The sequence below is a fragment of the Lactococcus sp. S64 genome (assembly GCF_016516525.1).
In the GTDB taxonomy this organism is placed as follows: Bacteria; Bacillota; Bacilli; order Lactobacillales; family Streptococcaceae; genus Lactococcus; species Lactococcus lactis.
Window position 1 is genome coordinate 22257 of sequence record NZ_JACVUQ010000007.1, and the last position, 15389, is coordinate 37645.

Sequence of the window (15389 nt, forward strand, 5' to 3'; positions counted from 1 at the left end):
TTACAACAGAAATTATTCTATGGAATGGATAAGATGTTGGGCAAGGTTTTAATCATGCAAAAACAGAGAACAAAAATTAATAGTGGAGTAGCCTTGGTGATGCTTTTAATGATTATCACAGGCTTTTTTGCTTTTTCACAAACAAGATATTTTGCTGACAAAAAGGTCAGTAAATCAAAAAATATTGTTGCAGCTGACAAAGTTACAGACAAAGAAAAAGAAACTGAAACTTGGACTGCAATCCCCCAAAGAGCAGTGGCTTATCAAGAATTAACAACTTATGAGGACTCAAACCTTACTAAATCAGTTGGTGAAATTCCAGCTAAGACACAATTAGATATTGCCGAAATCGTTGGGAAATCCTTTAAGTTAAAGACAGGAAAGTATATTTCTACTGACAAAAAAGCTGTGATATCAGATCTTACAATTTCTAAAGAGTCAACAAATACAACAATATATACTGATAAAAGTGTCAATGTATTTTACAACCCCGTAACCACTTATGATAATCAAATAATGACAAATTTAAGTGGTACACATCAACTTTCTGCTGATAAAATGGCTAAGACTAACTGGGGAACTTACTACGAAGTATCTTTGGATAATGGCCAAACGGGTTGGGTTTCAGAAAATGATATTTCTTTGGAAAATCCCAAAATCAAACAAGTTCAGGCATTATTGAATCAGAAATACAATGACAAAAAGTATTCAATCTATGTCAAAGAACTTGACGATAAGTTTACAGCTGGTGTAAACCAAGAACAGAAAATGTATTCAGCGAGTCTTTCTAAAATTCCAATTCTTTATTGGACTCAAAAACGACTTAATGAAGGTTTGGCTTCACTTGATGACAAACTATTGTACACCCCAGCCATTAATACTTTTTATGGAAGTTATAAACCAGAAGGAACTGGAAATTTACCAAAAACAGCAGATAATAAATATTACAGTCTTCAGGATGTTATCAATAGAACAGCCAAACTCTCAGACAATGTCGGAAGTAATATGCTCGCCTATTATGAAACCCAGGAGTTTAATCCAAACTATCAAAAAGAAATAAATAGGATTGCTGGACAAGAGTGGAATCCAAAAGAGCGAAATGCCTCAGCTCAAATGGTAGGTAGAATGCTAGAAGCTCTTTATAATGAAGGAGGGGCTTCCTTTAACGCTTTATTTGATACCTCTTTTGATGATGTTAAAATTAGAGCAGGCGTTCCTAAAAATATATCGGTTGCTCACAAAATTGGTGGTGCAGATACAGATAATCATGATGCAGCCATTGTATTTGCAAGTAAACCATATCTTTTGGTAATTGAAACTGATGGGGCAACAGATGATGAAATAAAAGCAATTTCTCAAGATGTTTATGGAGTTATGAAATGACACCAGCTCAACGTAAATTTTTAAAAATAGTCAAAGATGAACACTATTTTGATAAAGATTCAAAAATATTATTGGCTTTATCAGGTGGTAAAGACTCAATGACCCTTTTTAACTGGCTCTATGATTTAAAAGAAGTTCTCGGTATTGAACTGGGACTGGCTCACATTAATCATGGCTTACGAGAAGAGTCAAAGTTTGAAGAAATTGCTCTTCGAGAAATGGCAACAAAACTTAAAGTACCAATTTATGTTGACAAGTTTACAGGAGAGTTTACAGAAAAAAATGCACGTGATTTCCGTTATCAGTTTTTTGAAAAGCTAATGATAGGAGAAAATTACAATATTTTGCTGACAGCTCATCATCAAGGAGACCTTGTTGAAACGGTATTAATGCGTCAAATTACAGGACGTCCTTTGAGAAGTCTTCAGGGTATTGCTGACCGTCAACCTTTTGCAGGTGGGCAATTAATCAGACCATTATTGAAATTTACAAAAGAAGAACTTGATGCACAAATCTATTATGAAGATTCAACAAATCAAGGACTAGATTATTTTAGAAATAGAATACGTAATCAACTAATTCCAGAATTAACAAAAGAAAATCCTCAATTTTCACAATCAATCAGTGATTTGAGCTCGGAAATTAAAAAGGCGTTGGCAGTAATTAATCAAAAAATTTCGGAACTTGAAATTGTTGATGAAAAAATATCATCTAAAAAATTCATCTCCCAAACAAAAGAATTACAACATTTTATCTTACAAGCATTTTTTGCTCAATATCCAGAAATAGAAGTAAGTAAGAAAAAATTTGCGGAAGTACTTCATATTATCAATCGCCCTCAACAATATTTCGCAAAATTGAATAAGGAATTTTATTTTGTGAAGACTAAAGATTTCTTTTATCTTGAAAAAATTCAACTTGAAAGGGAGAATTCAGTAGAGATTGTAAGTGAAAATCCGCAAGATGAATCATTTATGGAAGTTTATTTGCCTCTTGAAGGGGAAATTGAAATTCGTAAACGCCAGCCTGGGGATCAAATTCTAATCAATGGTCATCATAAAAAATTACGCAAGTTTTTTATTGATAACAAAGTTCCATTAAAGGCCCGAGAGAATCCACTTATCTTCGTTGATAAAAAACTCTATGCCATTGTCGGTCTTGCGTGTTCTGATTTGAGTAAAATGCTCAAAAATGATAAAATTAGAAGAATATTATGGGTCAAACCCAGTATAGGAGAGGAAATCAACGATGCTCGAAAAAAATCTTGATAAGGCCATTGAAAAAGTATTAGTTTCAGAAGAAGAAATTATAGAAAAATCCAAAGAACTTGGAGAAATATTAACAAAAGAATACGAAGGAAAAAATCCATTAGTCTTAGGAATTCTTCGTGGTTCAGTTCCTTTCTTAGCTGAATTAATCAAACATATTGATTGTCACTTAGAAACTGACTTTATGACTGTATCAAGTTATCACGGCGGAACAAAATCTTCTGGTGAAGTAAAATTAATCCTAGATGTTGATACAGCAGTAAAAGGTCGTGATATTTTAATTGTTGAAGATATTATTGATACTGGTCGTACTTTAAAATATCTAAAAGAACTTTTGGAACATCGTGGAGCAAACGTAAAAATTGTAACACTTCTTGACAAACCAGAAGGACGAATTGTTGAAATTAAACCAGATTATTCAGGTTTTACAATTCCTAATGAATTTGTTGTTGGATTTGGTTTGGACTACGAAGAAAACTATCGTAATCTTCCATATGTCGGAGTTTTAAAACCAGAAGTTTATAACAAATAATTCGTTGATTTTAGTCATCTAAAATTTTTCTCAGACTAAAGTATGAAAAAATCTCTGACCAATACTTACTATTAGCATTCCAAAAGGAAATATGCTATAACTAGGTATAGCTGTTATTGACTAGCCTGTATCCTTTATTACCAGTGATACTAAGAAGTAAATTCTTGGCTTTTCTAATAATAAATAAACAAAAGATAAGGAAAATATGAATAACAACAAACAACCAAAACAAGGAAATTTTGTAAAAAATATCTTGATGTGGGTAATCTTGGCTATTGTTGTTGTTGTCGGTTTCAATTTCTTCTTCAGTAGTAATCAATCAAGCGTGGATAAAATTAGCTATTCACAATTGATGACGAAACTTGACGGTAACAAGATTGAAAACGTCACAATGCAACCTTCTGATAGCTTAATTACTGTAACAGGTGAATATAAAGAACCTGTAAAAGTAAAAGGAACAAATAATTTCCCACTTTTAGGTAATTCTAGTAGTGAAGTTAAAAACTTCCAAGCTTATATTATTCCAACTGACAGTGTTGTCAAGGATATCCAAAATGCAGCTAAAAGTAATGATGTAAAACTTAGTGTTGTTCAAGCTTCATCAAGCGGTATGTGGGTTCAAATTCTCTCATACATCATTCCAATGCTTCTATTTGTTGGTATATTCTGGCTCATGATGGGCGGAATGGGCGCTCGTGGCGGAGGCGGCGGTGGAAATCCGATGTCCTTCGGTAAATCTCGTGCTAAACAACAAGATGGTAAAACATCTAAAGTTCGTTTTGCTGACGTTGCCGGTTCTGAAGAGGAAAAACAAGAGCTTGTAGAAGTTGTTGATTTCCTTAAAAATCCGAAAAAATATCATGATTTAGGAGCTCGTATCCCAGCAGGTGTTCTTCTTGAAGGCCCTCCAGGTACAGGTAAAACATTGCTTGCTAAGGCTGTTGCCGGTGAAGCAGGAGTTCCTTTCTATAGTATCTCAGGTTCTGATTTTGTTGAAATGTTTGTCGGTGTCGGTGCCTCACGTGTCCGTGACTTATTTGAAAATGCTAAGAAAACTGCACCATCAATTATCTTTATTGATGAAATTGATGCTGTTGGTCGTCAACGTGGCGCAGGTCTTGGTGGTGGTAACGATGAACGTGAACAAACCCTTAACCAATTGCTCGTTGAAATGGATGGTTTCCAAGATGATGGCAACTCAGTAATCGTTATTGCTGCAACTAACCGTTCAGATGTGCTTGACCCAGCGCTTTTACGTCCAGGTCGTTTTGACCGTAAAGTCTTGGTCGGAGCTCCAGATGTTAAAGGTCGTGAAGCCGTTCTTAAAGTTCATGCTAAAAACAAACCTTTAGCAAGTGATGTTGATTTGCACAATGTTGCTACACAAACTCCAGGCTATGTCGGAGCTGATTTGGAAAATGTTTTGAATGAAGCTGCACTTGTTGCTGCGCGTCAAAATAAAAAAGAAATCAATGCTGCTGACATTGATGAAGGAATGGACCGTGCAATGGCTGGTCCAGCTAAGAAAGATCGTATTCAATCAATGCGCGAACGTGAAATTGTGGCTTACCACGAAGCAGGTCACGCTATTGTTGGACTCGTTCTTGAAAATGGATCTACTGTTCGTAAAGTTACCGTTGTTCCACGTGGACGCATCGGTGGTTACATGCTTGCTCTTCCAGATGAAGAAATCATGCAACCAACTAATTTCCATCTTCAAGACCAACTTGCCAGCCTTATGGGTGGACGACTTGGTGAAGAAATTGTCTTTGGTGTAGCTACTCCAGGGGCATCAAATGATATCGAAAAAGCAACACACATTGCTCGTTCAATGGTAACTGAATATGGGATGTCTAAGAAACTTGGTATGGTATCTTATGAAGGAGACCATCAAGTATTTATTGGTCGCGACTATGGTCAAACTAAGACTTACTCAGAAGCAACTGCTGTTATGATTGATGATGAAGTGCGTCGTATTCTCGGTGAAGCTTATGACCGTGCTAAAGAAGCAATTGAAACACACCGTGAGCAACATAAAGCAATTGCGGAAGCTCTGCTTAAATATGAAACACTTGATGCGAAACAAATCATGTCACTCTTCAAAACAGGAAAAATGCCTGATGAAGCAGCGGCAGCAGAAGTACCAGAACCAAAAACATTTGAAGAATCTCTCAAAGATGCAAATGCGAATGTTGATGATTTTTCAAACATTAATATCTATAATGGTGATGAAAAAACAGATTCTAAACCAGAAGAAAATAAGGAAAAATCAGAAGATGAAACAGCCGAATAAGGCTGTTTTTCTTTTTTTTTATGTTTTAGAATAAGTGGTCTAGTTTATTCTTGACAAAAAATAATATTTTGATATAATTAAATAGTTGTCGTTTGAGACGACTGACTTTCTTATTATTCATCTAAAATATTATTTTGAAAAGATAACACAGTTTATTCTTGACAAAAAAATATAAAAGTGTATAATAGAAAAGTACTGTTTGAGACAGCACAACAATATATGGTCCGTTGGTCAAGGGGTTAAGACACCGCCTTTTCACGGCGGTAACACGGGTTCGAATCCCGTACGGACTATATCTGGAGGATTACCCAAGTCCGGCTGAAGGGAACGGTCTTGAAAACCGTCAGGCGTGTAAAAGCGTGCGTGGGTTCGAATCCCACATCCTCCTTTTTAATTATCGCGGGATGGAGCAGCTAGGTAGCTCGTCGGGCTCATAACCCGAAGGTCATAGGTTCAAATCCTATTCCCGCAATTTTGGCTCGGTAGCTCAGTTGGTAGAGCAATGGATTGAAGCTCCATGTGTCGGCGGTTCGATTCCGTCTCGCGCCATTCCTTATTTAGCGGATGTAGTTTAATGGTAGAACCCCAGCCTTCCAAGCTGGCTACGCGAGTTCGATTCTCGTCATCCGCTTAACTTAATATTTTGGGAGTTTAGCTCAGTTGGTTAGAGCACTGTGTTGATAACGCAGGGGTCCCAGGTTCGAATCCTGGAATTCCCATATTTGGTATTTATTGCATAGGAGATATACCTGTTCCCATGTCGAACACAGAAGTCAAGTCCTTTTGCGCTGGAAGTACTTGGGGGTTGCCCCCTGGGAGATAAAGACGATGCCAAGTTTACATTGCGGATTAGCTCAGTTGGTAGTAGCGCATGACTGTTAATCATGATGTCGTCAGTTCGAGTCTGACATCCGCAGTAACTAAGTCACCTAAGGGTGACTTTTTTTATTTTATAAATATCATCAATAAATCTTGGCACGCCTTTTTGTGTCAAGGTTTTTATTTACAGCTTTATTGGTAGCGGTTACAATATAATTATACTAGTTACTATGTAAAGGAGTCTGAAATGACTGATACTGTAAACTTAAAAGTACGAGTGCAAAAACTTGGTACCGCATTATCAAATATGGTAATGCCAAATATTCCTATTTTGATTGCCTGGGGGGTGTTGACGATGTTCTTCATTCCTGATGGTTTTACCCCTAATAAAACATTTGCAGCAATGGTTAGTCCGATGCTTGCTTTTCTTATTCCCCTAATGATTGGTTACACTGGTGGAAAAAATATTTATGAACATCGTGGAGGAGTGGTTGGTGCAATTGCGACTTTCGGTTCAATTATTGCCACAGCTAGTCTTTCTCTAGGAGGTCTAAACACTAAAGGAAACGTTCCTATGATTTTAGGTGCAATGATTTTGGGTCCTTTTGGTGCTTGGGTAATAAAAAAATTTGATGACTATGTTCAACCGCATATTAAAGCAGGTCTAGAAATGTTGATTAATAATTTCTCAGCTGGTTTAGTTGGATTTGGACTTGCACTTTTTGCTGTAAAAGTGGTTGGTCCACTTGTAGCTTGGTTAACCGACGTGATGGGACATGGGGTCGACTTTTTAATTGCTAATCATTTGATTCCCCTTGCTAATCTTTTTATTGAGCCAGCAAAAATATTATTTTTAAATAATGCAATCAATCAAGGGATTTTATCGCCATTGGGAATTCAGCAAGTTTCTGAAAATGGAAAATCACTTCTATTTTTACTAGAAGCAAATCCTGGACCAGGACTTGGAATTCTGATTGCTTTTATGCTTTTTGGTAAGGGTTCAGCTAAAGCGACGGCACCTGGTGCGATTTTGATTCAATTTGTCGGTGGTATACACGAAATCTATTTTCCTTATGTCATGATGAAACCTGCGCTCTTTTTTGCTGTGATGGCAGGTGGGGTATCAGGAACCTTGACAAATAATTTACTAGGCTCGGGTCTTGCGGCTCCTGCTTCTCCTGGTTCAATTATTGCAATCACAGGAATGGCATCAGCTAAATCAGCGGGTGGTTTTGTAAATGTCTTATGTGTCTGGTCAGGAATAGCTGTGGCAGCAATTGTTTCATTTCTAGTTGCATCTTTTATTTTAAAGCGAGATAAATCAATGATTGATGATTCTGCTTTTGAGAATGCAAAAGTAGGTGTAGCTGCAGATAAAGCTGTCAGTAAAGGACAAGTTTCTGTCAGCAATAATATTACTGACCAAGTCGATTTCTCTACGATTAATCATATTATCTTTGCTTGTGATGCAGGAATGGGTTCATCAGCAATGGGAGCCTCTATTTTGAGGAATAAAGCTAAGAAAGCAGGTTTGCTACAAGATGTTACTAATGTCGCTATAGCTAACTTAAAAGCAGGTTCTGACACAATTGTTGTGACACAAGATGAACTTGCTCCACGAGCTGCGATAATGGCTCCTGAAGCAATCAGATACTCAGTGGCTAATTTCCTCAATTCACCTCGCTATGATGAAATTATCAGTAGTTTATTGACTACTGATAATGATACAAATCAAACAATAATTACTGACAGACCTGTCAGTAAAAATGAGATAGACTTGAACCAAATTGATGAAGTTGTCTTTGCTCATGATGATTTACATATTGGTTCAAATACAATGGGCAAAGAAACATTAAAAGCAATATTCCAGATGCATGGTGTTAAAATTCCTATTTCTGATGTTGAATTTATTGGTTTAGGAGCTTTTAATGCCAAAAATATCATGATTGTTTCAACAAAAGAATTTACGACAAGTGTAAAAAACGAAGCTCCAAATGCTCAACATCTTTTTGTTGAGTCATTAATTACTACTCCTGAATACATCAATATGGTGAAACGGATGAACAAATAAAAATACTAGCTGTTAATTGGCAGTCTAGTTATGAGTAGAATTTTAAAAAAGGAATTTTTATGTTTTTAACAAGTCGTGAGCAAAAATTAATCCAGACATTTTTGAAACGTGGAAAGCTTACGATAGCAGAAATGATGGAAATTACAGATACAAGTCGCAGAACGCTTTATCGCGATTTGAACAATTTACAAAAGTCTTTACCAGAAAATATCAGTTTGGAAAATACTGATGAAGGCTATTTTTTGAAAGGGGATATCAATCAACTTACTCAAGCTCATGAATTAATAGACTATTCAATAAGTGAACGTTTGTATGGTGAGTTGCTTTTATTAATTGAAAATAAAGCATCTATCGCTTCTCTAACAGATTATTTTGGAATTAGTCAACCGACAGTAACTAGTGATTTGAAGCAAATTGAGCAAGCTCTGTTTGAAAATGAACTAGTACTAATCCGAGATCGTGGCTTAAAACTTAAAGGGGCAGAAGAAAATATTCGTCCAGTATTTGTGGCAGTGATTTATAATTCAGCAAGCATTCAGGAACTACTTCTTAATCAACTTTCTAACAATAAAATTTTAAGAATAATAGATTTAAATAAATTTAAGCAAGTCAATGAGGCTTTTAAACGTATAGATTTACCTGAAAAAATGACTGACAAAGTCAAAGTTTTAATGCAACTTTTTTGCTTAGTTGTTTTGCTGCGTTTGGATGAGGGGTATTCTGTCAGTAGTGAAACCCTGGGCAGACCAAGTAAGCAAGCCTTAAACTTTGTCAATAAGTTACTGACAGAGTTGCCAGTAACAAAATTTGTTGTTTCTGAGATCACTTATCTTGCATCAGTTTATGATATTTTATATTTTGGCTTTGGAAGAGAGCTGCTATTTATGGAAAAATTTGATACCGATTTTTCTTATAAAATTCGCCAACTCATTGATAAAGTTTCAACAATTCTTGAGATAGAATTTGGGAAAGATGACCGTTTATATGGTTTACTATATGCTCATCTCAAAGAATCAGAGATGTTACCAGTCCTCTTTCCTAAAAAAGAAAATGATTTTATCAAAAAGATAAATAAAGATAATCCTGAAATTTATAAAACAGTCAAAGAATCATTAAGGGAGGTCTTTGATAAGAATTTTTCAGAAATGGAAATTGCTTTTATAAGTCTTCACTTTGTGGCGACTCTTGAACGCAGTGACCTAGTTTTACCTTTAAGTGCGGCACTTGTCAGCAGTCGTGGAAGAATTTCTTGCGAATTTATCATGAGTAATTTAAGAAAGAATTTTCCCTTCTTAAAAAAGATAGAACTTATTCAAAGTTCAATCCATATCACTCAGGAAAAATATGACGTCATTTTTACAACAGAGAAAGAGTTAGATTACCTCTACATCAATCCAATGCTAGATCAAAAGAATTTGGAAAATATTCGTCACCAGCTGAGGTTAATTCAACAAAAATCACGAGCACTTACCTCTGATTCAGAAAAAGAAAAGAATTTTTTAAATCTCAATGACTTATTTTCAATAGGCAATGAAATATTAAAATCTTTTGAAATCCTATCTCTTGAAAATAAGGCAGAATTACATGATACTGTAAAACAAATTATTCAGAGAGTAAACCCAGAGGATAGTGGAGAACTCGTTCATTTGGTGGAAGAAAGATTTAAAGAAACACATCTAGCAATTCCAGAAACAAAAATTGCTCTCTTTCACGCAGTTCATTCATCAATCTCAAGTCCAATTTTTAAAATCTTTGACTTAAGTCAACCAATTGAAGGAATAGCAATGGATCATCAGGCTATTCAAATTGGACGAGTTCTATTGTTATTAGCGCCTCCAGAAGTTCCAGAGTATGTTTCCTTTTTATTAGGTAAAATCTCAAGTTCAATTATTGAAAACAAGCTTTATACTAGGATATACGATTCCGGAAATTATGAAATTGTAAGTGAGTTACTAAGAGAGATAATTATCGAAGCTGTTAAACATTATGATGACTAGGTTTACATAAGTTGTAAACCTAGTAAACCAAGAAAGGTAATTTTAAAAATGGAAATTCAAAAAAGTCTGATTAAAATTAATCAAAACTTTTCAAATAAAGAAGAGGCCATAAAATATTGTGGAAGTTTGTTGGTTGATGGAGGTTATGTCAAACCTAACTATATCTCAGCGATGATTGAACGAGATAGAGAATTGTCAGTCTATATGGGAAACTTTATTGCAATTCCTCATGGAACTGATGAATCAAAAAAAGAAGTTTTAAAAACAGGAGTAGCCATTGTTCAAGTTCCTCGTGGTGTAAATTTTGGAACAGTAGAAAATCCTAAGATAGCAACAATGCTATTTGGAATTGCGGGCATTAAAGAGGAGCATCTTGAGCTGATTCAAAAGATTTCAATTTTTTGCGCGGACGTTGACAATGTTGTAAAACTTGCTGATGCTCAAACAATCGAAGAAATTGCAAAATACTTTGAAAATTAATTAAAAAATGGCACAGCTTTTAGTGCCATTTTTTATATTTACCAGCATAATGTAAAAGCTTACAATTGCTTATATAGAGGGATTTTAGAGAATTCTATTTGAACTTTTACTTTCTAAATAAAGGAGCAGTAAGTAAGATGAAAAAAGCAGTACATTTTGGTGCAGGAAATATTGGACGTGGTTTCATAGGTGAAATTTTGAGTAAAAATGGATTTGATATTCACTTTGTTGACACAAATAAATCTATAATTGACGAACTTAATAATCGGCATTCCTATGAAATTGGGATTGCAAGTAGTGAACATGAAAAAATTTCTGTAAAAGCTGTCTCTGGTATTAACAATAGTGAGAATCCTGAGGCAGTCATTGAAGCAATTGCAAAAGCTGATATTCTAACAACAGCGATTGGTCCTAATGTCTTGCCTTATATTGCTGAGCTTATTGCAAAAGGACTTCAGAAACGTAAGGAAGAAAAGGTTCAGAGCCCGTTAGATATTATTGCCTGTGAGAATATGATAGGGGGCTCTGAATTTTTGGAAGAAAAAGTGTCCGATTATCTGTCGGAATCTGATAAACTTTATCTTTCTAAATTTATTGGTTTTCCTAATGCTGCAGTTGACCGTATTGTTCCTGCTCAAAAACATAAAGATGTTCTCTATGTTGAGGTAGAGCCTTTTAGTGAGTGGGTAATAGATGCAAGTCATTTAAAAAATAAAGAAATCAAACTTGAAGGAGTTCATTATACAACTGACCTCGAACCATTTATTGAGCGTAAACTTTTTTCTGTAAACTCAGGACATGCTGCAGTTGCCTATTCTAGCGCATATAAAGGTTATAAAACAATATTAGAAGGTTTACAGGATGAAGAAATTTTGAATATCCTAAAAGCAGTTCAAAAAGAAACACGCGCTTTACTTTTAGCAAAATGGGCTCAATATTTTAAGCAAGATGAGTTAATTAAATATCATGAACTAATCATTTCTCGCTTTTCTAATCCAGAAATTATTGATGAAGTGTCACGCGTGGCAAGAACACCTATCCGGAAATTAGGATATGATGAACGTTTTATTCGTCCAATAAGAGAATTAAACGATCGTAAGCTTTCTTATCAAAATCATCTAGATATTGTTGGAAAAATTTTTGCTTACCATGATGAAAATGATGCTCAAGCCATTCAACTCCAAGAAAAACTAAAAATAACAGAACTCCCAATGCTCATTGAAGAAGTGACTGGTCTAAGCAATCAAAAGTTGATTTTGGAAATCGAAAAGGTTATTAATCACTATAAAAAATAAAATTTGGGAGAGATGATGATTTTTTATTAATACAATTTATGATTCAAAATTTAACCGCTTTCTATTGAAAAAAAAGATAAAAAGTGTTATTATAGAATCATAGAAAAAGCACTGGAATGTGCGAGCTCTTTCATTTTTTTGACCGACTATATTTGTATTGCATAGGGGTTCATGAGACATTCGGTAGCGTAATACCTCGAACGAAAGTAGGGGAAGCTGATGCGAAGCGAGAACACCCACCTGGCGTTTTAGCGGGTTCAATACACGGAAGAGCATACGGCATTCAATCAGTGTTTTTTTGTGTATCAAAAATTAGACAAATCAATAATAAATCTGGGGCTACGGGACTATATATTTAAATAGAACGGCTTTAGAGCTTTAGATTTGTTTTTGCATTCATTTGTTAACAATTTTTGTTAATTTATTCGTTGGATAATTTTTGTAGAATAAAGATACCTCAAATGTGTAGACCTTACACGAATAATAAAAGGTCAGTCTAACTTTGTTTGTACCTAGATATGTACTTCAAACTATCTTTCGATTTTGAAAGCCCATAGTTTAACTTCTATGAGTTTTTTGTTTGTAAAAGGATATGAATCTAAAAGGAGTAAAGATTTATGCTGATTAGAAATTATGAAACAAAAGATTTAGATGAAGTTATTAATCTGTTTAAAAACACTATTTTTGAAGTAAATATTTCTGATTATACTTTGGAACAGATTAAAGCTTGGGTTGACGTTGACACAAAGTTATTTGATGATAATCTTGGCAAAACCTACGCCAGAGTCATTTCTAATCATGAGCAGATAGTAGGATTTGGTAACATTGATGATAAAGGATATATTGATTTATTTTATGTCAGTGCAGATTATCAAAGGCAGGGAGTAGGGCAAAAACTTCTAAATGATTTAGAAAAAAGCTCGAATTATACTAGCTTTATGGTTAATTCATCTATTACTGCTAAGCCCTTCTTTGAAAAAATGGGCTATAAAGAAACAAAAAAGAACTGTGTACACTTGCGAGGGCAAGATTTTGTTAATTTTACTTTAAAAAAAGTTGTTGAATAAAGTTGATTTTATTTAACAACTTAAAATAACGTGCAGGTACTGAGCCACGTAAAAAGCTGATAGGAGTATTGTTATTATGACAACGAAAACAGTTAACAAACATTTGTTTGTATGGTTAGGAAGTTTTCTATTTGGGGGATTTGGAGTTGACCGTTTTATGCGAGGACAAATTGGAGTGGGAATTTGTAAATTGTTATTCAACTGGGCTACTTTTGGCATTTGGTCTTTTGTCGATTGGATTGTAGCCTTGGTCAAGGCTTATAGTACTTACAACGATACTGAAGATATTACATTTATTAATGGTGGATATTCTAGATAAAAGCTCATCTATTGGAGTTCTTTCTCAATTTTCTTTTAGGAGTTTATAAATAAAAAATAGACCAATTATTGGCCTATTTTTTATTTATTTTTATCAACTAAATCTAAAAGGAATTGATTGACACTTGGGTAAATGGCTTCTTCACCAACCATGCTAATAAGTCCAGTTCTCTTAAATGATTCTTTTAATTTAGGATTCATTGAGGCGAAGACGATTTGGCGTTCTTCCTTATGAAAAATACTGTAAATATCAATCAATAGTTTTATAGAAGTAACGTCAATCATCGGTACACCTCTTAGAGAAAGAACAACATTAGTATTTGCTGGAAGTTCATCAATTGCTTGTTTTAACTTGCTACTATTTAAAAAGAAGAGCGGGCCAGAAATATAAATAACTGTCCAGTCAGTAAATACTTCATGATGATTTTGACTGATTCGTTCGGGTTCAATTTGTGAACTATTAATCTCAATTTGGGAAATTTTTACGATAAAGAGTAAGAAACCAACAATGATTCCTGCTAATATTGCAGTACTTAAATCGAAAATAACAGTGATAATCATCGTTACAAAAAATTCGATGATTCCACTTTTTAATTTATTTTTGAATAAGAAACGAATGGCTTCCCACTCGTTCATTCTTACGGCGGTCATGATAAGAACACCAGCAAGGGCACTTAGTGGAATATGAGTCATAAATGGTGCAAATAGAAACATTGAGAGGAGAAGAATAAGGGCGTGAATAATACCAGTTAAGCGAGTTTGAGCACCTGCTTTTATTGCTACACTTGTTCGAGCAATTGCGGCTGTTGCTGGAATTCCTCCGAAAAAGGGAATGAAAATATTTCCGATTCCTTGAGCAACGAGTTCTTGGTTATTGTCCATTGGGTGATTGGTTGCACGGCCTGCTGAGGCACCACAAAGGAGACTTTCGGTCATTCCAAGTACGGTAATGCTTATGGCTGGGATAAGTAGAGTTTTCATGTCTTGAAGATTCAATTCAGTCAAACGTAGATGAGCTTGGGGAATAAGGGTGGTTGGAATTTTTCCTACTAAAGGAATATCTAGTTTTAGGGCAAGGACTGCTAAAGTTGACAGAAGGATAGCCAACAATGAAGCTGGGAATTTTTTACCCCATGATTTAGGATAGAAAATCATTAATAAGATTGTTAAAAGTCCAATAATTGTTGAAGGATAATCAATGTGTAAGCCAGAGATAAATTTCATTAAATCAAAAAAAGAACCTGTAAAATGTTCTATTCCGAAAAAGTTTTTAATTTGTCCGCTGGCAATGATGATGGCAATACCAGAAGTAAAACCTGTTATTACTGGTGAGGGAATAAGTGAAATTAAATTTCCTAAACGGAAAATACCAGCGAGTAATAGAAAGATTCCTGCCATAAAAGTAGCAATAAATATTCCATTCATTCCGTATTTACCAATGAGTGAAATTAAAATAGCCGCCATTGCTCCTGTTGGACCAGAAATTTGATAGAAAGCTCCAGAAAGTGAGCTAATAATTATACCTGCAACAATGGCTGTTATAAGTCCGGCTGCGGCTGTTGTACCACTTGATACACCGAAGGCAAGGGCTAGAGGGAGGGCAACGGCGGCTACAGTAATTCCTGCCATCAAATCTTGTAAGAATTTTCGTCGGTTGTAGTCTTTGAATTCTGAGTTAATAATACCTAAAAATTGTTTAATCATAATAATTCCTTTAATTTTTTATCACAATATTCTATGATAACAGAGATGAGTAATCATATCAAATAATTATCGGAATCGAAATGAAATCAAGATTAGGTAAATTTCTTGTAATTAAAAAACCAGAAAATAAATTTTTTACTAATATCTAATGAAAAATAGAAG

The 15389-nt window shown here is 34.8% G+C and carries 11 protein-coding genes, 7 tRNA genes, 1 rRNA gene and 1 other RNA gene; 19 read left to right on the forward strand and 1 reads right to left on the reverse strand.

Translation table 11 applies throughout. The features are described 5' to 3' along the window. The first annotated feature begins 33 nt into the window (after window positions 1–33). The 19 genes from IAE51_RS08455 (at window position 34) to IAE51_RS08545 (ending at window position 13524) form a co-directional block, all read left to right on the forward strand. Window positions 34–1383: a serine hydrolase gene (locus IAE51_RS08455; RefSeq protein WP_200095208.1), complete on the forward strand. Its 1350-nt coding sequence runs from the start codon at window positions 34–36 to the stop codon at window positions 1381–1383. Then, window positions 1380–2651: a tRNA lysidine(34) synthetase TilS gene (tilS, locus tag IAE51_RS08460; RefSeq protein ID WP_033900585.1), complete on the forward strand. Its 1272-nt coding sequence runs from the start codon at window positions 1380–1382 to the stop codon at window positions 2649–2651. The genes IAE51_RS08455 and tilS overlap by 4 nt, the downstream gene beginning before the upstream one ends. Then, a complete protein-coding gene (hpt, locus tag IAE51_RS08465; protein WP_010905038.1) occupies window positions 2632–3183 on the forward strand; it encodes a hypoxanthine phosphoribosyltransferase in 552 nt (183 codons plus the stop codon). Before tilS ends, hpt begins: the two co-directional genes overlap by 20 nt. Before the next feature lie 205 nt (window positions 3184–3388). Then, entirely contained in the window at window positions 3389–5476 is a 2088-nt protein-coding gene (ftsH, locus tag IAE51_RS08470; RefSeq protein ID WP_003132177.1) for an ATP-dependent zinc metalloprotease FtsH, read from the forward strand. 221 nt (window positions 5477–5697) lie between these two features. Next, window positions 5698–5769 (forward strand) — tRNA-Glu (locus IAE51_RS08475). 5 nt (window positions 5770–5774) lie between these two features. After that, window positions 5775–5864, forward strand: a tRNA-Ser gene (locus IAE51_RS08480). A 10-nt stretch (window positions 5865–5874) separates the two neighbouring features. After that, window positions 5875–5948 (forward strand) — tRNA-Met (locus IAE51_RS08485). 4 nt (window positions 5949–5952) lie between these two features. Beyond that, window positions 5953–6025 (forward strand) — tRNA-Phe (locus IAE51_RS08490). A gap of 11 nt (window positions 6026–6036) precedes the next feature. Beyond that, window positions 6037–6107 (forward strand) — tRNA-Gly (locus IAE51_RS08495). A gap of 14 nt (window positions 6108–6121) precedes the next feature. Then, a tRNA-Ile gene (locus tag IAE51_RS08500) sits at window positions 6122–6195 on the forward strand. Window positions 6196–6197: 2 nt separating this feature from the next. Then, window positions 6198–6313 (forward strand): 5S ribosomal RNA (rrf, locus tag IAE51_RS08505). A 6-nt stretch (window positions 6314–6319) separates the two neighbouring features. Continuing rightward, window positions 6320–6393: transfer RNA gene (locus IAE51_RS08510), tRNA-Asn, on the forward strand. 149 nt (window positions 6394–6542) lie between these two features. Next, the gene (locus tag IAE51_RS08515) at window positions 6543–8366 is read left to right on the forward strand and encodes a PTS transporter subunit EIIC (protein ID WP_058202945.1); all 1824 of its coding nucleotides are present in this window, start codon (window positions 6543–6545) and stop codon (window positions 8364–8366) included. Window positions 8367–8425: 59 nt separating this feature from the next. Then, window positions 8426–10363 (forward strand): transcription antiterminator, encoded by a 1938-nt coding sequence (locus IAE51_RS08520; protein WP_012896914.1) that lies wholly within the window; start codon window positions 8426–8428, stop codon window positions 10361–10363. Between the two features lie 48 nt (window positions 10364–10411). Further along, window positions 10412–10843, forward strand: a complete 432-nt coding sequence (locus tag IAE51_RS08525; protein WP_003132182.1) for a PTS sugar transporter subunit IIA — start codon at window positions 10412–10414, stop codon at window positions 10841–10843. A 137-nt stretch (window positions 10844–10980) separates the two neighbouring features. Further along, window positions 10981–12138, forward strand: a complete 1158-nt coding sequence (locus tag IAE51_RS08530) for a mannitol-1-phosphate 5-dehydrogenase (RefSeq protein ID WP_003132184.1) — start codon at window positions 10981–10983, stop codon at window positions 12136–12138. A 105-nt stretch (window positions 12139–12243) separates the two neighbouring features. Then, window positions 12244–12436, forward strand: a non-coding RNA gene (gene ssrS, locus IAE51_RS08535) — 6S RNA. A gap of 319 nt (window positions 12437–12755) precedes the next feature. Next, window positions 12756–13205 (forward strand): GNAT family N-acetyltransferase, encoded by a 450-nt coding sequence (locus IAE51_RS08540; RefSeq protein ID WP_047205962.1) that lies wholly within the window; start codon window positions 12756–12758, stop codon window positions 13203–13205. Between the two features lie 76 nt (window positions 13206–13281). After that, window positions 13282–13524, forward strand: coding sequence for a TM2 domain-containing protein (locus tag IAE51_RS08545; protein WP_012896919.1), 243 nt, complete (start codon window positions 13282–13284; stop codon window positions 13522–13524). 80 nt (window positions 13525–13604) lie between these two features. Here the strand turns inward: IAE51_RS08545 and IAE51_RS08550 are convergent, their stop codons facing one another. Next, window positions 13605–15227 carry a SulP family inorganic anion transporter gene (locus tag IAE51_RS08550; RefSeq protein WP_200095186.1) on the reverse strand — a complete coding sequence of 541 codons (1623 nt, stop codon included), beginning with the start codon at window positions 15225–15227 and terminating at the stop codon, window positions 13605–13607. Window positions 15228–15389: the final 162 nt, after the last annotated feature.

What these genes read in the sequence shown, in the direction of transcription:
- IAE51_RS08455 (WP_200095208.1), top strand. Translation starts at nt 34, where the DNA reads ATGTTGGGCAAGGTTTTAATCATGCAAAAACAGAGAACAAAAATTAAT.
- tilS (WP_033900585.1), top strand. Translation starts at nt 1,380, where the DNA reads ATGACACCAGCTCAACGTAAATTTTTAAAAATAGTCAAAGATGAACAC.
- hpt (WP_010905038.1), top strand. Translation starts at nt 2,632, where the DNA reads ATGCTCGAAAAAAATCTTGATAAGGCCATTGAAAAAGTATTAGTTTCA.
- ftsH (WP_003132177.1), top strand. Translation starts at nt 3,389, where the DNA reads ATGAATAACAACAAACAACCAAAACAAGGAAATTTTGTAAAAAATATC.
- IAE51_RS08515 (WP_058202945.1), top strand. Translation starts at nt 6,543, where the DNA reads ATGACTGATACTGTAAACTTAAAAGTACGAGTGCAAAAACTTGGTACC.
- IAE51_RS08520 (WP_012896914.1), top strand. Translation starts at nt 8,426, where the DNA reads ATGTTTTTAACAAGTCGTGAGCAAAAATTAATCCAGACATTTTTGAAA.
- IAE51_RS08525 (WP_003132182.1), top strand. Translation starts at nt 10,412, where the DNA reads ATGGAAATTCAAAAAAGTCTGATTAAAATTAATCAAAACTTTTCAAAT.
- IAE51_RS08530 (WP_003132184.1), top strand. Translation starts at nt 10,981, where the DNA reads ATGAAAAAAGCAGTACATTTTGGTGCAGGAAATATTGGACGTGGTTTC.
- IAE51_RS08540 (WP_047205962.1), top strand. Translation starts at nt 12,756, where the DNA reads ATGCTGATTAGAAATTATGAAACAAAAGATTTAGATGAAGTTATTAAT.
- IAE51_RS08545 (WP_012896919.1), top strand. Translation starts at nt 13,282, where the DNA reads ATGACAACGAAAACAGTTAACAAACATTTGTTTGTATGGTTAGGAAGT.
- IAE51_RS08550 (WP_200095186.1), bottom strand. Translation starts at nt 15,227, where the DNA reads ATGATTAAACAATTTTTAGGTATTATTAACTCAGAATTCAAAGACTAC.